This window comes from Streptomyces sp. PCS3-D2 (assembly GCF_000612545.2).
Taxonomy (GTDB): Bacteria; Actinomycetota; Actinomycetes; order Streptomycetales; family Streptomycetaceae; genus Streptomyces.
This window is the reverse complement of the sequence record NZ_CP097800.1, coordinates 3,622,773-3,641,137: the sequence shown is the minus strand read 5'-3', so window position 1 is coordinate 3,641,137 and position 18,365 is coordinate 3,622,773. Positions and strand designations below refer to the sequence as shown.

At 66.3% G+C, this 18,365-nt stretch carries 16 protein-coding genes and 2 pseudogenes; 9 read left to right on the top strand and 9 right to left on the bottom strand.

The genetic code is table 11. The features are described 5' to 3' along the window. Positions 1 to 569: 569 nt before the first annotated feature. The 6 genes and pseudogenes from AW27_RS15785 to AW27_RS15760 form a co-directional block, all read left to right on the top strand. A pseudogene (locus AW27_RS15785) lies at positions 570 to 1,349 on the top strand (AAA family ATPase); the annotation flags it as partial. Positions 1,350 to 1,418: 69 nt separating this feature from the next. Further along, positions 1,419 to 1,730: a transposase gene (locus AW27_RS15780; protein ID WP_304949858.1), complete on the top strand. Its 312-nt coding sequence runs from the start codon at positions 1,419 to 1,421 to the stop codon at positions 1,728 to 1,730. Continuing rightward, complete coding sequence (locus AW27_RS15775; RefSeq protein WP_304949957.1) at positions 1,727 to 2,644, top strand: IS3 family transposase; 918 nt, start codon at positions 1,727 to 1,729, stop codon at positions 2,642 to 2,644. Before AW27_RS15780 ends, AW27_RS15775 begins: the two co-directional genes overlap by 4 nt. A gap of 31 nt (positions 2,645 to 2,675) precedes the next feature. Beyond that, positions 2,676 to 3,122: pseudogene (locus AW27_RS15770) on the top strand (AAA family ATPase); the annotation flags it as partial. Between the two features lie 74 nt (positions 3,123 to 3,196). After that, on the top strand, positions 3,197 to 3,793 hold the full coding sequence (locus tag AW27_RS15765; protein WP_236647609.1) for a hypothetical protein: 597 nt from the start codon (positions 3,197 to 3,199) through the stop codon (positions 3,791 to 3,793). A gap of 626 nt (positions 3,794 to 4,419) precedes the next feature. Next, a complete protein-coding gene (locus AW27_RS15760; protein ID WP_370466492.1) occupies positions 4,420 to 5,715 on the top strand; it encodes a DUF6602 domain-containing protein in 1,296 nt (431 codons plus the stop codon). A gap of 103 nt (positions 5,716 to 5,818) precedes the next feature. On the opposite strand, the gene AW27_RS15755 is transcribed toward AW27_RS15760, so the two are convergent. Both AW27_RS15755 and AW27_RS15750 read right to left on the bottom strand, forming a co-directional pair. Next, a complete protein-coding gene (locus tag AW27_RS15755) occupies positions 5,819 to 7,684 on the bottom strand; it encodes a coiled-coil domain-containing protein (RefSeq protein WP_037920738.1) in 1,866 nt (621 codons plus the stop codon). Between the two features lie 168 nt (positions 7,685 to 7,852). Beyond that, on the bottom strand, positions 7,853 to 8,707 hold the full coding sequence (locus AW27_RS15750) for a hypothetical protein (protein ID WP_052030376.1): 855 nt from the start codon (positions 8,705 to 8,707) through the stop codon (positions 7,853 to 7,855). A 468-nt stretch (positions 8,708 to 9,175) separates the two neighbouring features. On the opposite strand from AW27_RS15750, the gene AW27_RS15745 reads away from it, so the two are divergent. Together AW27_RS15745 and AW27_RS15740 are read left to right on the top strand one after the other, a co-directional pair. Beyond that, positions 9,176 to 9,643 (top strand): hypothetical protein, encoded by a 468-nt coding sequence (locus tag AW27_RS15745; RefSeq protein WP_157840219.1) that lies wholly within the window; start codon positions 9,176 to 9,178, stop codon positions 9,641 to 9,643. Positions 9,644 to 9,803: 160 nt separating this feature from the next. After that, positions 9,804 to 10,673 carry a hypothetical protein gene (locus AW27_RS15740; RefSeq protein ID WP_304949874.1) on the top strand — a complete coding sequence of 290 codons (870 nt, stop codon included), beginning with the start codon at positions 9,804 to 9,806 and terminating at the stop codon, positions 10,671 to 10,673. Here the strand turns inward: AW27_RS15740 and AW27_RS15735 are convergent, their stop codons facing one another. Beyond that, positions 10,674 to 11,591, bottom strand: a complete 918-nt coding sequence (locus AW27_RS15735) for an IS3 family transposase (protein WP_304949957.1) — start codon at positions 11,589 to 11,591, stop codon at positions 10,674 to 10,676. After that, a complete protein-coding gene (locus AW27_RS15730) occupies positions 11,588 to 11,899 on the bottom strand; it encodes a transposase (RefSeq protein WP_304949858.1) in 312 nt (103 codons plus the stop codon). The genes AW27_RS15735 and AW27_RS15730 overlap by 4 nt, the downstream gene beginning before the upstream one ends. Before the next feature lie 233 nt (positions 11,900 to 12,132). On the opposite strand from AW27_RS15730, the gene AW27_RS15725 reads away from it, so the two are divergent. Beyond that, positions 12,133 to 12,693 carry a GNAT family N-acetyltransferase gene (locus AW27_RS15725; RefSeq protein ID WP_172671311.1) on the top strand — a complete coding sequence of 187 codons (561 nt, stop codon included), beginning with the start codon at positions 12,133 to 12,135 and terminating at the stop codon, positions 12,691 to 12,693. Positions 12,694 to 12,757: 64 nt separating this feature from the next. Here AW27_RS15725 and alaS read toward each other — a convergent pair whose 3' ends face one another. The 5 genes from alaS to AW27_RS15700 form a co-directional block, all read right to left on the bottom strand. Beyond that, positions 12,758 to 15,412 carry an alanine--tRNA ligase gene (gene alaS / locus AW27_RS15720; RefSeq protein WP_037920742.1) on the bottom strand — a complete coding sequence of 885 codons (2,655 nt, stop codon included), beginning with the start codon at positions 15,410 to 15,412 and terminating at the stop codon, positions 12,758 to 12,760. Positions 15,413 to 15,642: 230 nt separating this feature from the next. Next, positions 15,643 to 16,314: an HAD family hydrolase gene (locus AW27_RS15715; RefSeq protein WP_037920744.1), complete on the bottom strand. Its 672-nt coding sequence runs from the start codon at positions 16,312 to 16,314 to the stop codon at positions 15,643 to 15,645. Beyond that, entirely contained in the window at positions 16,311 to 16,862 is a 552-nt protein-coding gene (locus AW27_RS15710) for an orotate phosphoribosyltransferase (protein WP_037920747.1), read from the bottom strand. The genes AW27_RS15715 and AW27_RS15710 overlap by 4 nt, the downstream gene beginning before the upstream one ends. Then, complete coding sequence (locus tag AW27_RS15705) at positions 16,859 to 17,458, bottom strand: SLOG cluster 4 domain-containing protein (RefSeq protein ID WP_052030380.1); 600 nt, start codon at positions 17,456 to 17,458, stop codon at positions 16,859 to 16,861. The genes AW27_RS15710 and AW27_RS15705 overlap by 4 nt, the downstream gene beginning before the upstream one ends. Beyond that, entirely contained in the window at positions 17,455 to 18,327 is an 873-nt protein-coding gene (locus tag AW27_RS15700; protein WP_037920749.1) for a hypothetical protein, read from the bottom strand. Before AW27_RS15700 ends, AW27_RS15705 begins: the two co-directional genes overlap by 4 nt. Positions 18,328 to 18,365: the final 38 nt, after the last annotated feature.

Genomic DNA, 18,365 nt, shown 5'->3' with positions numbered 1-18,365 from the left:
GCTTCCTTGCCGAAGCCTTTGTTCTCCGCTGTTTACCGCCTCTACTGGCACGTTGTGGCACGGGTCGAAGGCACTCACTTGGCTCCTTCCCGGAGTGAGGGACTTCTGGTCTCCGGTCTGTCCTCACACCGATCGGGTGACGGGAGATGCGAACCCCAGTAGCCGGGGTCGTTCCCTTCTCTACCTTGCTTGCTGCGCGGCATGGGGTCCGTGCGCAGACACAGTCGTGGTCGAGAAGTGTGGGCTCTGCCCTACAGACGTCGACGGCTGGGTGGGCGATCATTGCACTGTCCCGAAGGTCCAGGCGCGTGACGGCAGGAGGTACTGCCCCACCACCTGTTGCATCTGCGCCCGATCCCCGCTGGACCGGGCAGCTACGCGACTCGGTAAGGCGGATGGCCGAGTCAGTGGCACCGCCTACGCTGCGAGGAGGATCACCACTGCCGTCATCTGCTCCGCTGGCGATGTGTGACAGGGATGAAGGCGGGAGACCTGGCCTTGCTGCTTGCGAGCCACTCAGGACAATCACTTACGCAACCCGACGATCTGATACCCGATAGGTTCATCTCATGCCCGGCCGCCTTCTAGAGCTACATGTCGAGAACTTCCGCAGCCTTCGGGACGTGACGATCCCACTCGGTCCGCTCACCGTCTTGGTGGGCCCTAATGGCGTGGGCAAGTCGAACGTACTCAAGGTGTTCGACTTCCTGGCCGCGATCATCCGGACTGACCTCAAGCCTGCACTTGATGAGCGGGGGGGATTCGACGAGGTGGCCTTCTGGGGCGGCGACAAGCCGCCGACATCGATGGCGATCAGGCTCAAGGCGGACTGGACGACACACGCGAGCGTCAAGGCTCCGGATGAGTACTCACTGACCATTCGCAGACGGTCCGCGCCCAGTAATCGCGACTCCTACACGCTGTCACGCCAGGAGAGTTTCCAGTTCAAGCGGACACAGGGCCGAGGCCGGCGCATCACGATCTCCGGAGAAGAAGCCCGTGTCGTAGACAGGAGGGCTGGTCGTGAGTCTGATGGGGGAAGTTTTGGCATCCAGCGACTGAGTAGTGGTCTGTCTACCTTGCCTCGGCTGGGGCGATCGGATGGCGGGGAAGAGGTTGCGCGGGTTGCGGACCGTTTGTCCTCTTTCAGGGTCTTCGATGTGGACGTCACCGCCGCTCGACAGCCGACTCGCGCCCGCTCGATCAGGGCTGGCCGTTTGGACTCCCATGCCGAGAACTTGGCTGCGTTTCTGGTGCAGCTCAGTGCGGATGAGGACCGTTGGGAACTTCTAACGCGAGATGCTCGTCGTATCCTTCCTCAACTGGATGCCATCGAATTTGAGCAAGTCTGAGGTTCCCCCGAGATGCGGGGTGGGGTGACAGAGGGTCAGATGGGTCTCATGAGAGGAGCCCAGACGATGCCTGCCCCGAGAAAGTACCCGCTGGAGTTGCGTGAGCGTGCGGTCCGGATGTACCAGACCGCCGAGCCGAAGCCCGTGATCCGCCGCATGGCCGAGGAACTCGGCGTGCACCACGAGGCCCTGCGTAACTGGATCCGTCAGGCCGAGGCCGACGCCGGCGAACGAGGCGACCTGCTCACCACCGCCGAGCGCGAGGAGCTCGCCGCTCTGCGGAAGGAGAATGCCCAGCTCAAGCGGGCGAACGAGATCCTCAAGGCCGCCTCGGCTTTTTTCGCCCAGGAACTCGACACGACCCGGCGAAGGTACTGACGTTCCTCGACGAACGCGGTGATCTCGGTGTCGAGCCCGTACTCCGGGAACTGCACATCCCCTCCTCCACCTACTACCGCTGGCGCCAGGCGGTGAAGGAGCCGTGCGAGCGACGCCGCAGGGACGCGGAGCTGACGGGCAGGATCCGCCAGGTCCACGAGGAGTCCGGCGGCATCTACGGCTCACCCCGAGTGCACGCCGTCCTCAGACGCGAGGGCACTCGCGTCGGCCGTAAACGGGTCGAACGGCTCATGCGGGAAGCCGGCCTGGCAGGGATCAGCCCCCGCAAGTCCAAAGGCTTCACCCGCCGCGACCCGGACTCCGACCTCGCACCCGACCTGGTCAGACGCGACTTCACCGCCGACGGGCCGAACCGGCTGTGGGTCACCGACCTGACCATGATCCCCACCGGGGAGGGGCCGCTGTGGCTGTCCGCGATCCGCGACGCGTTCTCCCGCCGGGTCGTGGCCTGGGAAACCTCCGCCCGCGCCGACGCCGACCTGGTCCTCACCTCGCTGGAATACGCCCTCGCCAGCCGCGAGCCCGCCCCCGGCGAGCTCGTCCATCACGCCGACCACGGCTGTCAATACACGTCCGTGAAGCTCACAACACGCCTGGTCAGGGCCGGCATCCAGGCGTCCATGGGCTCGGTCGGCGACTCGTACGACAACGCCCTCGCGGAGAACCTGTGGATGGTCATCAAGACCGAATGCATCCGCAGCCGCGTCTTCGCCACACGTGCCGAGGCGAACCTCGCGCTCTTCGAGTACATCGACGGCTTCTACAACCCCCGCCGCATCCAGAAACGGCTCGGCTACCTCAGCCCCATCGAGTACGAGGAGAAGCACTACACCAACCAGGCAACGACCGAACAAGTGAACCTGAAACCACGTCAACCCGCTCTGACCAGCTAGTCAGCCACACCCGTACAGCGGGGGAACCTCAGTCGGAGGTTACGCAGATCGACTTGCAGTGGTACTTCATGAACGCGGCTTGCGTCGTACGACGCCGCTTGCCGACGCCTCGTTTGGAACGGTGCGTCTTCTAGGTCTCCTGGCCATGCTTTACGATCCCCGGCCTCCGGCACTGACGTGTGTCGAAGAGATCGACCATGGTCTGCATCCGCAAGCACTTGAGCTCATCGTTGAGCGTATGCGGGAGGCGTCCCGCCGAACGCAGTTCATCGTGGCGACCCATTCGCCAGCGCTCGTGGACCGATTGGAGCCTCACGAGTTCGTCGTCTGCGATCGAGATGAAGCTGGTGCCTCCATCATCCCTGCTCTGACAACAGATGAGATCGAGACGATCGTTGCAGAGACAGGTGATCAGCCCCTTGGTGAGCTGTGGTTCTCGGGCGTTCTGGGCGGCGACCTGACGGAGGACGAGCTGTGAGTCGCCAACGGATACCCAGGTCTGTGAGTCGCGGTGTGGTCGTGCTCGCGGGCGAGAGTGCGAACGATCGTCGCATGCTGGCGGCGTTCATCAAGGCTGCACACCCTGCCCTTGCACACGCAGTCACTCTTACCGAGATCACCGACCCCGTGCGGCTGCGGAAGAAGTCGGGTGCCGACCTGGCAACTGCAGCGGGAATCCTGGTGAGCAAGGCGCGTGGTAAGGCCCGGTTGAAAGGCGGAGAATTCGTTGGGATCGCTGTCCACGAGGACATGGATTCCTGCCCTGGGCCTGCCTATGACACTGCGCGAACTGCTGTCTCGCAGGCGCTGGCGAAGGCGACCGGCGCCTCCGCGTCTGTCTATGCACTTGCCGCCGCAGAGTCTGAAGCATGGCTCCTTCTCTTTCCGAAGGCGTTTACGCTCTACCGACCCTCGTGGAAAATCCCGGCAACATGGCTGGGGAAGGACACAGGGCGTCGCCAGACTCCGAAAGAGGACCTCGAAGGCGCCCTCAACAGTCCGCGCTTCAGAGAGAGTGATGGGCCTGAGATCGTGGCGGCGGCATTGGAGCATGGCCTGCTGGCGAAACCCAACGGGACGAATCGCTCCTACCAGGAGTTCGTGGCCGACATCGCCCGCTGGGAGACTCCTTACGTCGAAGGTCGTTGAGGACGTCTCGACGTTTGCTCGGGGCTTGGCTGGACCCGAGGGACGGCGGCGCTCATAGGTCTAGACAACGAAGAAGGCCCAGGTCGTTGACCTGGGCCTTCTCTCAAGAGCGGATGACGGGAATCGAACCCGCGCTATAAGCTTGGGAATCACCCGGACTCGGAGTGCATAAGTGGTGCCTGACCTGCGGAAACGTCTCGCAATCGTGTGGTGTCCGCCGGCTCTGACACCCCGTGTTGACCGCTGGTCCCCGCTTCTACTGGCACGTTATGGCACGGCCCCTCGTGACGTCCCCAGTGGAGCAGTCGCGTGTGAAGGGCTCGGGCCACGGCGGCATCCCCTACCTTCGCGAGGTCGGTGACATGAGGCGGGGTGTTCCGGCAGCGGCGTGCCTGCGCGCTCAGGAGGTCGCCGTCGAGCCTGTCCGAAGGGGGCGAGGCGTAGGCCCCAGTACTTGGTAGTCGCCGAAGGCAGGCTGTGAAGTGTCCCGGCCGAGGTGGAGTGGGAGCGGACTACGGGAACAGGGGTGCGCTGGTGGTTTGTTTTGATGCGCCGCTGGCTAAAAGGGAATTCCTTCGATGGCGTTCTCGGGCGCGTAAGTTGGGTCAACTTGTGGGTGAGGTCTAGTGATTCGCACGATTTCCGACCTTCTGTCGGGCATTATTCGAGACGAGCTGCCTAAACTCGACAATGCTCCTGTAAGGCATGCTCCCACAATTGGAGACATGTATGAGGGGCTGTCTTCAGACGTATTGAACCGCGCCCTGCCGGTCGGATTGGGTCTGCAGGTGGTATCCGGGTTTGCTCGCGACGGTCGCGGAAGCATGTCCGGCCAACTTGATTGCATGGTGGTTCGGGGCGAGGGAGAAAGGATCCCATATACCGACTCTTATGTGTGGCATGTTAAAGACATCATTGCCGTTGTCGAAGTTAAGAAGAATCTCCACTCGGCCGAGCTTCGCGATGCGTTTGCTCAGCTTAATTCAGTCGCTCAGATCGAGCACGCCTACTATCAAGGCGATGACGAGGTGCCGGACGACCCCGATCGGAGTATGGCTCCGTCGGTTAGAACGTTCGCGGAGATGACTGGGAAGTTGGCCTGGGATGGGGAGGGGCCTGTCGCCCTCGCCTACGAAGAGGATGCCGTACTTCAAACCCTCCTCCTGGAACAGATTTCTGCGGTCCGAATCATTCTCGGGATGCACGGATTTAAGAGCGAGCGAGCATTTCGATCGTCGATGTCGAACTACATTGGGCAGAATATTGGGAAGCATGGATTCGGTCCGGCAAATTTCCCTCAATTGATCGTTTCGGGTGGATACTCCCTCGTTAAGGCCAATGGTCGGCCGTTCATGACACCTCTAATCGATGGGTGGTGGCCGTTTTACTTCTCGACGCCGGAGAACCCGCTGAGGCTGTTGCTGGAGTTCATTTGGACGCGACTGGATGAGCTGTACGGCCTTGGGGGAGAGGTTTGGGGAGAAGATCTTGAGACTGAGATCGCCAGGACTCTGTTGAGCTGTCGTGCTGCCATCCTCGATGGGAGAGGCGGCTGGCAAATTCAAGTGCATAATGCTGGTGATGAAACGCTTGACGTGACTTCGGCGACAGAGCGGTGGCGTCCAAATTTCATCGGAGAGGAGGAATTTGTTTTGCTAACGCGGCTGTGTCAAGGGAGGGAGGTGCGTTGCGATGACCCGGAGATGATCGCATGGCTAAAGTCAAGGGGTGTTGAAATTAGTGACGTGCGCAACCGCCTGTTGGAAACCCGCCTCGTTGCCTCATCTGGGCAGAGCCTGAAGTTGATCGCAAAGAAGTGCCAGTTGGCTATTCTTCCGACGGGTGAATATGTCGCTGCGGAAAATAGTACTGGCCGATTGGACCGTTGGGTTTTTCGCCGGATTGAGAATTCGCGCGGTTGAGCTTCCGGGGGCTACCCTTGTTGCTTCGCAGGCTGGAATTTTGGTCTGGCGTAGGCGCCGGGAAAGCGTGTCAGAGGTATACCGGGCGCTGAGCAGCGGGGGGTCAGTTGGATGGTTGTTCGGCTGCGTGCGGGTTCCTTAGACCGGGAATTAGCGGCCGGTCGTGGTCGAAGTCGTGTACCAGGACGTGGCCTCGTACAGACGCCGGGAGGTCGTTGTCCGCGACCACGACTTGGAACGGGTCGGTGGTGATGCCGGCACCAGCCCGGGCGGTGACGAAGTCCACGAAGCTGCTGTAAATGCGCTGGGCGAAGCGGGTATCCCAGTCGTTGCGGCCGATGTTCTTGGTCGGTGAGTCGATCATCAGGAAGGTCGGCAGATCGCCGACGCGGTTGGTGAGCAGGTACCGCAGCAGGCTGACGTGGTAGCCGACGGTGACCGCGGCGCGAGTACCTCCACCGAGGCGTTCGACGCCTTGTCCATCCACGATGGGGAGGTAGGTGTCGCGGTCGATGCGGGCGTCTCCGGCGTACCAAGGCAGGTCCATTTCGGCGACGACGTCACCGAAGATGTCGTTGAGGCTGTCCAAGACGTCGCTGCGGCGTACGGCGTAGCTGTCGATCAGATCCTTGCGCGCCTGCGTGAGCTCGGCCCGCCGTTCCTCGGCCTCCCGCAGTTGCTCCTTCAAGGTGCGCAGGCGCTGGTGAGGCTCAACCAGACGTTGCAGGCTCTGTAGGCGCGCGGCTGACTCGGCGACAGCCACTCGGGCATCGGCGAGCTGGTCGGCATGCGGAGCGATGAGGCGACGGGTCGCCTCGTCCAGACGCTGCTGGAGATCTCCGACGCGCGCATCGGCTGCGGCTGCTGCCTTCTCAGCCTCAGCTACCCGCGCTTGGCCCTGGACGACCCGGTCGCGAGCAGCGTCCAGCTGCTGTTGGAGCAGGGTGGTTGCCGCCGCAAGATCGACGTTCGTCTCAGTGCACAGGGGGCATGTGTTCTCCGGCAAGGTGCGCCGGCTCAGATCGGCTTGGCAGTGAAGGCAATGCAGTACCGGCTTGTGGGCCTTCTCCAAGCGCTTGCGAAGTTGATCCACGCTGCTCTCGCTGTCGGACAGAGCGCGGCGTGCGCTGCTGGAACGGCGATGCGTGGCTTCCGCCTCAGCGACGGCCTGCCGCAAGGCAGCGCGCAGGGGTTCTGCGGCTCCGGTCAAGGCAGTCAGTTCGGCTTCGATGACCTTCAGCCGACGCTCTGCGGCCTCGTGTTCCTCAGTCGCGCGTGCGATGTCAGCTTGGATGGCATCGAGGTTGGTAGCGGTCGACGCATTGAGGAACGTGGAGATGCTGGCCTGGTCCTGGTTGAGCTGCCGGATGGTGTCGCTGACGGCACGTAGCTCCGCCTCCAGGGCTGGGAGGTCTGGGGTGGACAGGCCGAAGAGCAGCTCGAAAAGGGTCTGCCGCAGGGCGCTGGGACGGTCAGCTCGATGGCCGGCGATCTTCTGGTCGATGGTCGACTGCCGTACGTACATGAAGTCGAGCAGCTCGTTGAAGGTAACCGGCTTCTTTCCCCGGCGTGCGGTGCCCAGCAGATTGGACAGGCTCAGTGCATCCATCAGCCAGTGGGACAGGGTGGTGCGGCCGGTGTCGTCCACGTCCTTGAGCGGCAGGATCTCGGTCAGTGTGCCGTCGGGTTCGAGGAGCTCGACCTGGCGGGTTGCGCCACGCACGCTGCGGCGGAGCCGCACATGTTGTCCGCCCAGGAAGATCTCGGTCTCCACCCGGTGTACGAAACGGTCCATTGCGACCGGCCAGACTGGGTCTGCCCCGAAGGTGTATGCGACCCCCTCGAAGAACGAGGTCTTGCCCGTGTTGACCGCGCCGACCAAGGCAACGAGGTCGCCATCGAGCGAGTAGGAGTGCCAGCCGGCTTCGGTCTCCACCGAGTACCGCTTCAGCCGGATCGGATGTGCCATGACCTGGTCCCTCCAGGACGTGCCGCCCGCCTGGATGGCCGGCGTGCCATGCCCTGCATAACGATGCAGTGCTGCTGTGGACGATCCGGGCGCAGTGAAATTGCCAGAACGAGGCTGGGGACACCCGCACATTGACGTTCCGCACCGCGACCTCAGCCAGCGAGAGAGTTACTTGCCCGGCACTAGTTCCAGAAGTCGACCCACACGGTGCCAACCGCCGACCAGAATGGCTGCCAACACGGCGCACCCCACGATGAGCCATGGGCGCAGGTCATCATGCACTCCTAGCGTGGGCAGTGCAGCTGAAGCCCCGACGGCGGCCGTCATAGCGGCAATGATGACCACGGCCACGTGGATCGACTCCCGGACCGTTGCGCGTGCTGCGGACACGGGTGCGACGTCCACGAGGGATTCCGCTGGCAGCATGGACCCGACACGGCCCTCCGCACACCGTTCGCCGATCTCGGCCAACATGGTCCCCAAGCGAGGCAGCGCGGTTTCCGGGTCCACGTCGATCCGCAGCGACTCTGCTCGGAGTGCACCCGCGACCTGTGCCGCATGCGCACGGGCTGCTGCCTTCCTGGCAGAACGGCGGGGCATGGTTCCTGTGTACCGGTGGGCGAGCAGGATGGCGTCTTCGGTTGCACGGATGCCGAGGTCGAGCGCTCGGAGCTGTGAGGCACGTTGTCCGGGCTGCCGGCTGTAGGCCTCGGCACAGAGGTTGAGCGCTTCCACGGTGTGAATGGTCGCCCGGTGTCGCAGGACGGCTCCTCGTGCTGGGCGTCGCTTCAGAAGCCACCAGACAGGGGTGATCACGACACTCATGCCAGTGACCATGTAGATCAACGCGTCCCATCCATGCACGGGCTGATTCGCGGCTTCAGGGCGCACAACCCACAGGAAGTGCTTCGCGGCCTTTGTGACGGACTCGATGCCGAGTGCTGCAGCCAGGTCCTGGACGACCGCTGCGAAGAACCTGATCAGGCTCATGCCGAGCCAAAGGGCGCAAAGGGTTACGGCCATGGAGCCGTAGGGGGCTGTTTCGAGGGTTGCCCGAGTGTCCTGGAGTGCTCGCCGGGTATGAGGAAGCTTCCGCTCCGTCACTTGCAGTACCTGGAGTGACGAGGTGAGGCTGCGGAGTCGGGTGCCGATAATCCGCCGATTGGCGCGGAGGCGCCAGGATTCGAGCCGTAATCGGGCTCGTGCGAGGTACGGAACCATCTGCTGGGCGGTCGTGCGGACCAGGTTCAAGGCGTCCCCTCATCGGTGTGGATGGACCGATGGTGCCGGGAACGCGGGAGCTGGTGGGCCGTCTCACGCAAACGATCTTTAGCGGTCCCGCAGGTGGGGGTGTTACGGAGCCTCCGGACGAACGCTTGAAGCCGCCGAGAGGAGACTCGGTGAGATATGGAGTCTCCCTCTGGGTAGACGGAGTCCAGGTTGTATGTCAGGGTGAGACTTGACAGTGCAGCTTCTCGAGTGGGGGGAACCTTGCTTCAGCAGGACAGCGAATACGTGTACGTTCCGGTGCCTCGCCAGTTCGTGGCGGAGGTCCAGGCGTACGTCGTCCAGCTCTCCGGCCACACGACGGTCGAGAGCGATGTGTCGGGCGGTGAGACGCTGGGCGAGCAATGGACCGCCGAGGTGCTCCGGAGGCTGGCCGAGACTCGGTTGTCATCCACGCAGAGCGTGAGCAGGCTGCTGGATGTGTTGGCTGAGCACCCTGGTGACTATGTCAGCACGACACGCCTTGTCGAGCTCTTGGACATCGACCGCACCCACCTGCGAGGAGCGCTTTCGGCCTTCAGCCGCCACCTGAAGAAGCACTTTGACGGCCGTGACTGGCCAATGACCTGGATCGAGCAACTGAGCCCGAGCCCCGACTTCAAGACGGAGTTCTTCTACACCGTGGACAGCACTGTCGCGCAGCGCTGGCAGGAGATCCGCACCGATGGATGACGGTGCGCAGACGATACGGACGCCTTCGCCCCTGAGCGAGGCCCCAGGTCGCTGACCTGGGGCCTTGATGCGCAACTGTGGTGGACGACCGGACCGGAAGCTGGGGAGCATCCTCGGAAGGCAGTCCTGCCTGTCAGTATTCGGTGGCATGCTCACGGCCATGACTTTGAAGGGCGCCTTACGGGCGCGGCGGAGTAGGCGTCTGCGGCGGTCGACTGACCTCGAGATGGCCAGGCTGCGCGCGGACCTTGACCGCCTGGGCTACGGCTGGTGGCCTGTACCCGCCCGTGTGCGTGTCGCACTCAGGAGAGCGCATGCAGGCCAGGCGCCGTGGGTCGTCATGCTTCTCGCCTCCCTCATGCTGGGCTACAGCGTCGTGATGTACTTCGCGATGGCTGTGGCCAGCGACATCAGCAATCGCCCTGTCTCGAAATGGGCATGGGTGTTTGCCGCGTCCTGCCCAGTGCTCGCATGGGTCTGTGGCCGCAGCTGGCCGTACGGGCGTGTATTCGTCCGCAACCTTCTGACACTCGAGTGCATGGCAGTGATCCATGCCTGCGCCGAGGCGTACGCCGCTGGCCATGACACAAAGGCTCACAAGTTGCGGGAGGTATCGGCCTCACTCCGGCGGCTTGAGGCCAATGTCATGCAGGCGTATGGCCGATCCGGCAGGGTGCCTCCGTTCTCCCCCCGGCGGAGAGAGCTCAGGACCCATGGTGGCCAGGTGGTGGCCAAGCTGAGGGAGGCGGAGGCGGAACTGGACCACGGGCAGCTCTCTGTCGCCCTCGGAGAGCTTGCTGGTCTGGCTGCGACCATCGCCGAGCAGTATGCCGCCGGCCACATAGGGGCGCTTCTCCCGAAGACTGCGCTGGAAGGTCGAAAGCCCGCACGTGATCGCGAGTTGGTTCATGTGGCAGCGGCAGTCCTGCTGATCGCCGGTGGTGTCGTGGGATTGTCGTTCCTGGGGCTTCCTGACATGGCCACGGCCGCAGCAGCAACTGAGGTTCCCCCGCTGTACGGGTGTGGCTGACTAGCTGGTCAGAGCGGGTTGACGTGGTTTCAGGTTCACTTGTTCGGTCGTTGCCTGGTTGGTGTAGTGCTTCTCCTCGTACTCGATGGGGCTGAGGTAGCCGAGCCGTTTCTGGATGCGGCGGGGGTTGTAGAAGCCGTCGATGTACTCGAAGAGCGCGAGGTTCGCCTCGGCACGTGTGGCGAAGACGCGGCTGCGGATGCATTCGGTCTTGATGACCATCCACAGGTTCTCCGCGAGGGCGTTGTCGTACGAGTCGCCGACCGAGCCCATGGACGCCTGGATGCCGGCCCTGACCAGGCGTGTTGTGAGCTTCACGGACGTGTATTGACAGCCGTGGTCGGCGTGATGGACGAGCTCGCCGGGGGCGGGCTCGCGGCTGGCGAGGGCGTATTCCAGCGAGGTGAGGACCAGGTCGGCGTCGGCGCGGGCGGAGGTTTCCCAGGCCACGACCCGGCGGGAGAACGCGTCGCGGATCGCGGACAGCCACAGCGGCCCCTCCCCGGTGGGGATCATGGTCAGGTCGGTGACCCACAGCCGGTTCGGCCCGTCGGCGGTGAAGTCGCGTCTGACCAGGTCGGGTGCGAGGTCGGAGTCCGGGTCGCGGCGGGTGAAGCCTTTGGACTTGCGGGGGCTGATCCCTGCCAGGCCGGCTTCCCGCATGAGCCGTTCGACCCGTTTACGGCCGACGCGAGTGCCCTCGCGTCTGAGGACGGCGTGCACTCGGGGTGAGCCGTAGATGCCGCCGGACTCCTCGTGGACCTGGCGGATCCTGCCCGTCAGCTCCGCGTCCCTGCGGCGTCGCTCGCACGGCTCCTTCACCGCCTGGCGCCAGCGGTAGTAGGTGGAGGAGGGGATGTGCAGTTCCCGGAGTACGGGCTCGACACCGAGATCACCGCGTTCGTCGAGGAACGTCAGTACCTTCGCCGGGTCGTGTCGAGTTCCTGGGCGAAAAAAGCCGAGGCGGCCTTGAGGATCTCGTTCGCCCGCTTGAGCTGGGCATTCTCCTTCCGCAGAGCGGCGAGCTCCTCGCGCTCGGCGGTGGTGAGCAGGTCGCCTCGTTCGCCGGCGTCGGCCTCGGCCTGACGGATCCAGTTACGCAGGGCCTCGTGGTGCACGCCGAGTTCCTCGGCCATGCGGCGGATCACGGGCTTCGGCTCGGCGGTCTGGTACATCCGGACCGCACGCTCACGCAACTCCAGCGGGTACTTTCTCGGGGCAGGCATCGTCTGGGCTCCTCTCATGAGACCCATCTGACCCTCTGTCACCCCACCCCGCATCTCGGGGGAACCTCACAACGGCATGGGCCGTGCTCGTCATGCTCATCGTGTTCGGGCACAGCTGGACGCGCTACCTCCCCATCTTCGACATGTTCAAGCCGGGGCCGTGAGTCACATTCCTGTGGGCGTCCTAGCAGCTCAGCGGGCAGTGCGTCGCTCGACGACTGATACTCGATCGTGTGGACAGGCCATCCATAGGTGCGTCGATGCGGCTCAGCGGCCGGCAGGCGGTCGTGGTGAGACCGTTCACCCAAGGCGACTCCGTTGCGGCACTGACCCGTCTACTTCACCGTGCCTACTCGGGCCATGCCGCTGAGGGCCGAGTCTTCTTCGCCTCGTACCAGTCGGCCGAGGACACGGCCTACCGGCTGGGCCGGGGTGAGTGCTGGGTGGCCCTGCAGGGAAGCGAGCTGGTGGGCACCGTGACGCTGGCGGCTTCGCACGAGGTTCCGGAGGGCTATCCGGCCGGGGACGGCTCGGGCTCGTTCTGGCAGCTGGCCGTGGACCCCGCGCACCGGGGGTCGGGTCTTGGGCAGTGGCTGCTGTCGTTGGCGGAGGAACGCATCGCTGCGATGGGCTCCGATGCGGTGGTCATCGACACCTCTGCTGACGCCGCCGAGCTGATCAGCTGGTATCGCCGCCGCGGCTATACGCCCGTTGGGACGTGGCGGTGGGATGTGACGAACTACGACAGCCTGGTCCTGCGGAAGGGGCTGGTGGAGGGCGGACGCGGGCGGTGACTACGGGTGTCGGCGCCTCCCGCGATCGGGAGGCGCCGACAACGGTGGCTCAGGCTGTCTGGTGCTACCGGCTGAGGACGCGGGCGGCGTCCTCGGTGGCGATGGCCAGTGCCTGGTCGAGGGCCTCGGTGCGGCGCCCGCCGGCGCTGGCGACGGTGCCCTTGCCTCCGGCTCCACCGCCGACGCTGCGGGCGGCGGCGGTGAGGATCTGGCTGGCCTGGACGCCGGTGTCGTGGAGGCTGCGGGTGACGGCGGCGGCGAGGTGGGCCTTGCCGGTGTGTCCGGTGGCGAAGACGACGACGGCGTGGTCGCCGTTGAGGAGATCGGCGGTATGGGCGGCCAGGGTGCGCAGCTCGTCGGGGCCGAGGTCCGTCACCTTCTGGGTGACGATCCGGCCGCCGGCGACCTGGCGGGCTGAGGCAGCGAGCTGCTGGGCTCGGTTCCGTAGCTCGGTCTGGCGGAGGCGGCCGAGTTCCTGCTGGGCGGTGCTGAGAGCGTCGAGCCGCTTGCGGAGGGTTTCGGGGGCGTCCTTGGGGCGAGTGGTGAGGAGGGCGGAGACCTCGTCGAGCAGGCGGCGCTCGGTGTCCTGGTGGCGGAGGGCGCCGTGGCCGGTCAGGGCTTCGATGCGGCGGAGGTTGGAACCGATCGAGCCTTCGCTGAGCAGGCGGAAGGTGCCGACCTGGGAGCCGTGGGCGACGTGGGTGCCGCCGCACAGTTCGCGGGAGAAGTCGCCGATGTCGACGATGCGGACTGTGTCGCCGTACTTCTCGCCGAACAGGGCGATGGCGCCGGCGGCCTCGGCTTCGGCGCGGTCGGCGTGCCAGGCGCGGACGGCCGGGTCGTCGAGGACGTGGCCGTTGACGGCGGCCTCGATCCGGGAGAGCTGCTCGGGGGCGACCGCGGAGAAGTGGGCGAAGTCGAAGCGCAGGCGGTCGGACTCGACGAGGGAGCCCTGCTGGCGGGCGTGGTCGCCGAGGGTGGTGCGCACGACGGCGTGCAGGATGTGGGTGGCCGAGTGGGAGCGCATGAGGCCCTTGCGGCGGTCGGCGTCGACAGTGGCTTCGCCCCTCGCCCCGGTGCGGAGCTCGCCTTCGAGGACGCGGGCGCTGTGGACGCGGAAGCCCTCCAGGCCGTACCGGGTGTCGGTGATCCGCAGCAGGGTGCCGTCTTCGGTGCGCAGGGTGCCGGTGTCGCCGACCTGGCCGCCGGCTTCGGCGTAGAAGGGCGAGCGGTCGAGGACGAACTCGATGTCGGAGCCCTCGGGGGCGCTGGTGGTGACGGCCCCGCCGGAGATCAGGCCGAGCACGGTGACCTCGGAGGTGAGGTGCTCATAGCCGAGGAAGCCGGTGCGCGGCAGGTGGGCGGACAGCTCCCGGTAGGTGTCCTGGCGGCGCAGGGCGTCGGCGGTCTTGGCCTTGCCGCCGGTCTTGGCGCGCTTCCTCTGCTCGTCCAGCAGCGTGGCGAAGCGGTCTTCGTCGACGGTCAGGCCGGCGTCGTGGGCGGCCTCGACGGTCAGCTCCAGGGGGAAGCCGTAGGTGTCGGCAAGTTCGAAGGCGGTCTCGCCCGGCAGTGAGCCGGAGCGGCTCTCCCGGGTGCGCATGATGGCGGCGTTCAGCAGCCGGGTGCCCTGCGTGAGGGTACGGGTGAAGGAATCTTCCTCGGCTGTGACGACCTGCTCGATGAGGTTGGCCTGGTCGGTGAGCTCCGGCCAGACGTCGCCGAGGTTGGCGATCACGGTGGCAGTGGCGGGGACGAGGACGGGCTGGTCGATGCCCAGCAGGCGGGCGTGGCGGATGGCCCGGCGCATGAGGCGGCGCAGGACGTATCCGCGGCCGTCCTTGGCGGGCAGGACGCCGTCGGCGATGAGGTAGGCGATCGAGCGGGCGTGCTCGGTGACGACCTGGAAGGAGACCTTCTCCTCGCCGTTGCCGGGGTAGTCGCGGCCGGCGAGCTCCCGGACGATGTTCAGGGTGGGCATGAGCAGGTCGGTGGTGCAGACGTTCTCGACGTCCTGAAGGATCGCGGCGAGGCGGTCGAGGCCGAGGCCGGTGTCGATGCTCTGCTGGGCGAGCTCGCCGAGGATCGGGAAGTTGCCCTTCTTGTCGCCCTCGCCGCGCTGGTACTGCATGAAGACGAGGTTCCAGATCTCCACGTAGCGTTCGCCGTCGACGGCGGGTCCGCCCTCGCGGCCGAAGGCCGGCCCTCGGTCGTAGTTGACCTCCGAGCAGGGGCCGCACGGTCCGGGGACGCCCATGGACCAGTAGTTGTCCTCCATGCCCAGGCGCTGGATGCGCTCGGCGGGGACGCCGATCTTCCGCCACAGCTGCTCGGCCTCGTCGTCGTCCTCGTAGACGGTGATCCAGAGGCGGTCCTTCTCCAGGTTGTAGCCCTGGGTGAGGAGTTCCCAGGCGTAGGCGATGGCGTCGGCCTTGAAGTAGTTGCCGAAGGAGAAGTTGCCCATCATCTCGAAGAACGTGGCGTGCCGGTTGGTGCGGCCGACGTTGTCGATGTCGGAGGTGCGGGCGCACTTCTGGATGGTGGTGGCGCGGGGGTACTGCGGGGTGACCTCGCCCAGGAAGTAGGGCTTGAACTGGTTCATGCCGGCGTTGGCGAGCAGCAGGGTCGGGTCGGAGGGGATGAGCGGGCTGGACGGGACCTGGCGGTGGCCGCGCGAGGTGAAGAAGTCCAGGAAGGTGGAGCGGATCTGCGTCGAGCGCATGGTGGTGTGGCCCTCACGGAAAGAGTCGTGGAGAGGTGGGGGTTGATCACACGCCGAGCCGGGCCGAGAACAGGGACTGAGGGTTCTCAGTTCTCCAGCTCGACGCAGATAGCTCGCGCCCCCACGGTGTAGACCATGACTCCTGATCCGTTGCTCACAGGTGGTGCAGCAGCCCACATGGATGCAGTCATCCTGTGCGCGCTGCACCACCCAGAGTAGCGGGTCAGGCATCAAGATCGCTTGATGATTTGGTGGGAAGGCGCGGCTCCCGCCAGAAGGAGGAGCAGTACGTCGGCGAGCGCTGCCGCGTGCGGCAGGACGAGGTCGGCGCCGGCCCGGCTGAGGGCCTCGGGACCGGCGAAGCCCCATCCCGCCCCGACGACTCGTACGCCTGCCGCCCGGGCGGCGTGGACGTCGAGCTCCGTGTCACCGACGAACACGGCGCCCTCCGGTGCGACGTCGAGCTGCCGCAGGGCGAGGAGCAGCCCGTCGGGCGCGGGCTTGGGGGCCGCGTCCTCGAAGCAGACGACGGTGTCGATCAGGTCGACGACGTCCGGCGGCAGCAGCCAGCCGACTCTGCGGTGGCTTCGCAGGGTCACGATGCCCGTGGCGACACCTGCGGCCCGGAGGGCCGTTAGGGTCTCGCCCACGAACGGGAAGACTTCGGTTCCGAGGCTCGCCGTCGCGGTGGCCGCGTCCCAGCCGTCGTCGTTGATCGCTCCGCTCAGTCCGAGTTCCGCCAGGACCTGCTGCCGCGGCACGGTTGCCGCACCGGTGGGGAGGTCGGCGACGGTGACGCGGCGGTCGAGCGCGGAAGTCGCGAACCCGGCCAGGGTGGCGAGTTGGGCGGCATGGCTGTCGAGGAGGACCCCGTCGAGGTCGAAGAGTACGGCCCTCTTCATGCGGCAGCACCACCTTGAGATGGCGGCAGGTCGGCCTCGGTGAGCAGGGAGTGCAGGGTGACGCGGTGCTCGGCCAGCAGCAGGCGGCCTCCGAGCGGGCGCTCCAGCACGCACATCGCGTCGGTCACGGGAGCCCCGGCGATCCGCAGGGTACGGGCCATCTTCAGGAGCTGGCCGCCGGAGCGGACCACGTCGTCGACGAGGACGGTGCGGCGGCCGGTGTGTGAGGCGCCCTCGATCTGTCGCCGGGATCCGTAGCCCTTCGGCCGGCGGCGCAGAAAGACGGCGGGCAGACCGGTGGCCGCGGACAGGGCGACGACAAGGGGGACGCCGCCGAGCTCGACCCCGGCCAGCAGCTGGGCGTCGGCGGGCACGAGACCGGCCAGGGCGGCGGCGGTGTCGTGCAGGAGTGCGGGGTCGGCGGCCAGCCGGTACTCGTCGAAGTAGGCATCCAGCCGGGCGCCGTCGGCGAGCTGGAACGGGGCGGTGACGCAGGCGGTTTCGGCGAGCCTGGCGGTGAGGCCGGCCGGCGTCGTGCTGGCGGTCATGCTTCTCCGATCGGGGCTGTGTCCAGCGTGGCGAGGCAGGTGCGGACGGCGGCGGCGGATTCGACGGCGGTGAGGAAACCGAGTGGCCGCGTCGGGGTCTCGTACAGCCACTTCTCCTGCCGCAGGAACGCGAGCAGGCGAAGGGCAGCCGACCCGGCGAGGAAGACCGGTACGGGCCGGATGGTGGTCGCGTAGTACAGGGCGGCGGTGAGCTCGTGCAGTGTGCCGACGCCACCGCCCATCGCGACGATCACATCGGCGTATCTCAGGTAGTGGTTGAGCCGCGCGCCGAGGTCGTGGAGGTGGACCGAGCTGGTGGCATGCGGGTTGAACGGTCCCCACTCGTCGTGCTTTCCGGTCAGGGTGACCGCGGTGACCGTGGCTCCTTCGGAGCTCGCTCCGCGGGCGGCGGCCTCCATCAGCCCGTTGTAGCCGCCGTGCAGGAGCGAGTACCCGGCCTGGGCCAGGGCCCGGCCGATCTCCTCGGCCAGGCTCTCCTCCTCGGCGGAGGCGGGGACGACACCGCCGAAGAACACGGCGGTCAGGCCCTCGCGGGCCCAGCTGGTGGCCGGGCCCGCGAGGTGGAGTGCGTTCACACCAGCTCCTGGTACGTGCGGTAGGCGGCGATGGAGTCGCCCAGCCCGTCGAGGGCCTCGGGGCAAGCCCGCTCGACCAGCGCGAGCATCCGCGCGATGGCCGCGTCCACGTCCTCGGCGAGCGGGACGGCCGGCCCACCGATCGCCGCATCCAGGTCGCCCAGGCAGGCCCGGCCGATCGGGGTGACGGCGATCTCCTCGCGCAGCTGGTACCAGCCCCAGAACCGGGACCCCGGGGCCAGGGCAGCCTTGATGAGGTCCTTCGTCGCGGTGTGGAGCCGGTGCCACTCCGAGTACGCGACGAAGCGCTGGCCCCGCTTGATGCGCTTGTGCAGCAGTACGGCCAGCACCAGGTGCTCGATCAGCAGCTCGGTGCACGTACGCGGCCGGGCGAGGAACTCCGCGGCGAACCGCTCGGCAGTCAGGACCGCCTCAGGGCCGGAGGGTGCCAGCTCCCGTTCGAGGATCGAGGCGGTGGCGACCGTTGCCCGCAGGCGCGGGATGCGGGTGGCGGGCACGAGGTAGAGGTCGATCTGGTGCAGCCTGCCCTCGTCCGGGACGAGGAAGACCATCCCGACGCCGCCGAGGTCGGCGACGATCGTGTCGCGCCAGCCGGGCAGCAGGGCGCCGGCCTCGATGGACATCAGGTCGTCCAGCGCCTTCACGAACGCGGGCAGCTGGGCGTCGTGGACGCCGACGACGAAGTCGACGTCGGACAGGCGGTCGGCGGTGCCGTGGGCCAGCGAACCGCGGACCATCAGGTGGGTGACGGCCTGCGAGGTGGCCAGGATGTCGGCGAGGCTCGACAGGAGCGGGAGCTGGGCGGGTCGGTTGGCGTGGGTGAGTTCGGCCAGGTGCAGGGTGGGCATGCGCGTCCTCCGTTCGGATTCCGGCGGGTTGGACTTGC

What these genes read in the sequence shown, in the direction of transcription:
- AW27_RS15780 (WP_304949858.1), top strand. Translation starts at nt 1,419, where the DNA reads ATGCCTGCCCCGAGAAAGTACCCGCTGGAGTTGCGTGAGCGTGCGGTC.
- AW27_RS15765 (WP_236647609.1), top strand. Translation starts at nt 3,197, where the DNA reads ATGCTGGCGGCGTTCATCAAGGCTGCACACCCTGCCCTTGCACACGCA.
- AW27_RS15755 (WP_037920738.1), bottom strand. Translation starts at nt 7,684, where the DNA reads ATGGCACATCCGATCCGGCTGAAGCGGTACTCGGTGGAGACCGAAGCC.
- AW27_RS15750 (WP_052030376.1), bottom strand. Translation starts at nt 8,707, where the DNA reads ATGGCCGTAACCCTTTGCGCCCTTTGGCTCGGCATGAGCCTGATCAGG.
- AW27_RS15740 (WP_304949874.1), top strand. Translation starts at nt 9,804, where the DNA reads ATGACTTTGAAGGGCGCCTTACGGGCGCGGCGGAGTAGGCGTCTGCGG.
- AW27_RS15730 (WP_304949858.1), bottom strand. Translation starts at nt 11,899, where the DNA reads ATGCCTGCCCCGAGAAAGTACCCGCTGGAGTTGCGTGAGCGTGCGGTC.
- alaS (WP_037920742.1), bottom strand. Translation starts at nt 15,412, where the DNA reads ATGCGCTCGACGCAGATCCGCTCCACCTTCCTGGACTTCTTCACCTCG.
- AW27_RS15715 (WP_037920744.1), bottom strand. Translation starts at nt 16,314, where the DNA reads ATGAAGAGGGCCGTACTCTTCGACCTCGACGGGGTCCTCCTCGACAGC.
- AW27_RS15710 (WP_037920747.1), bottom strand. Translation starts at nt 16,862, where the DNA reads ATGACCGCCAGCACGACGCCGGCCGGCCTCACCGCCAGGCTCGCCGAA.
- AW27_RS15700 (WP_037920749.1), bottom strand. Translation starts at nt 18,327, where the DNA reads ATGCCCACCCTGCACCTGGCCGAACTCACCCACGCCAACCGACCCGCC.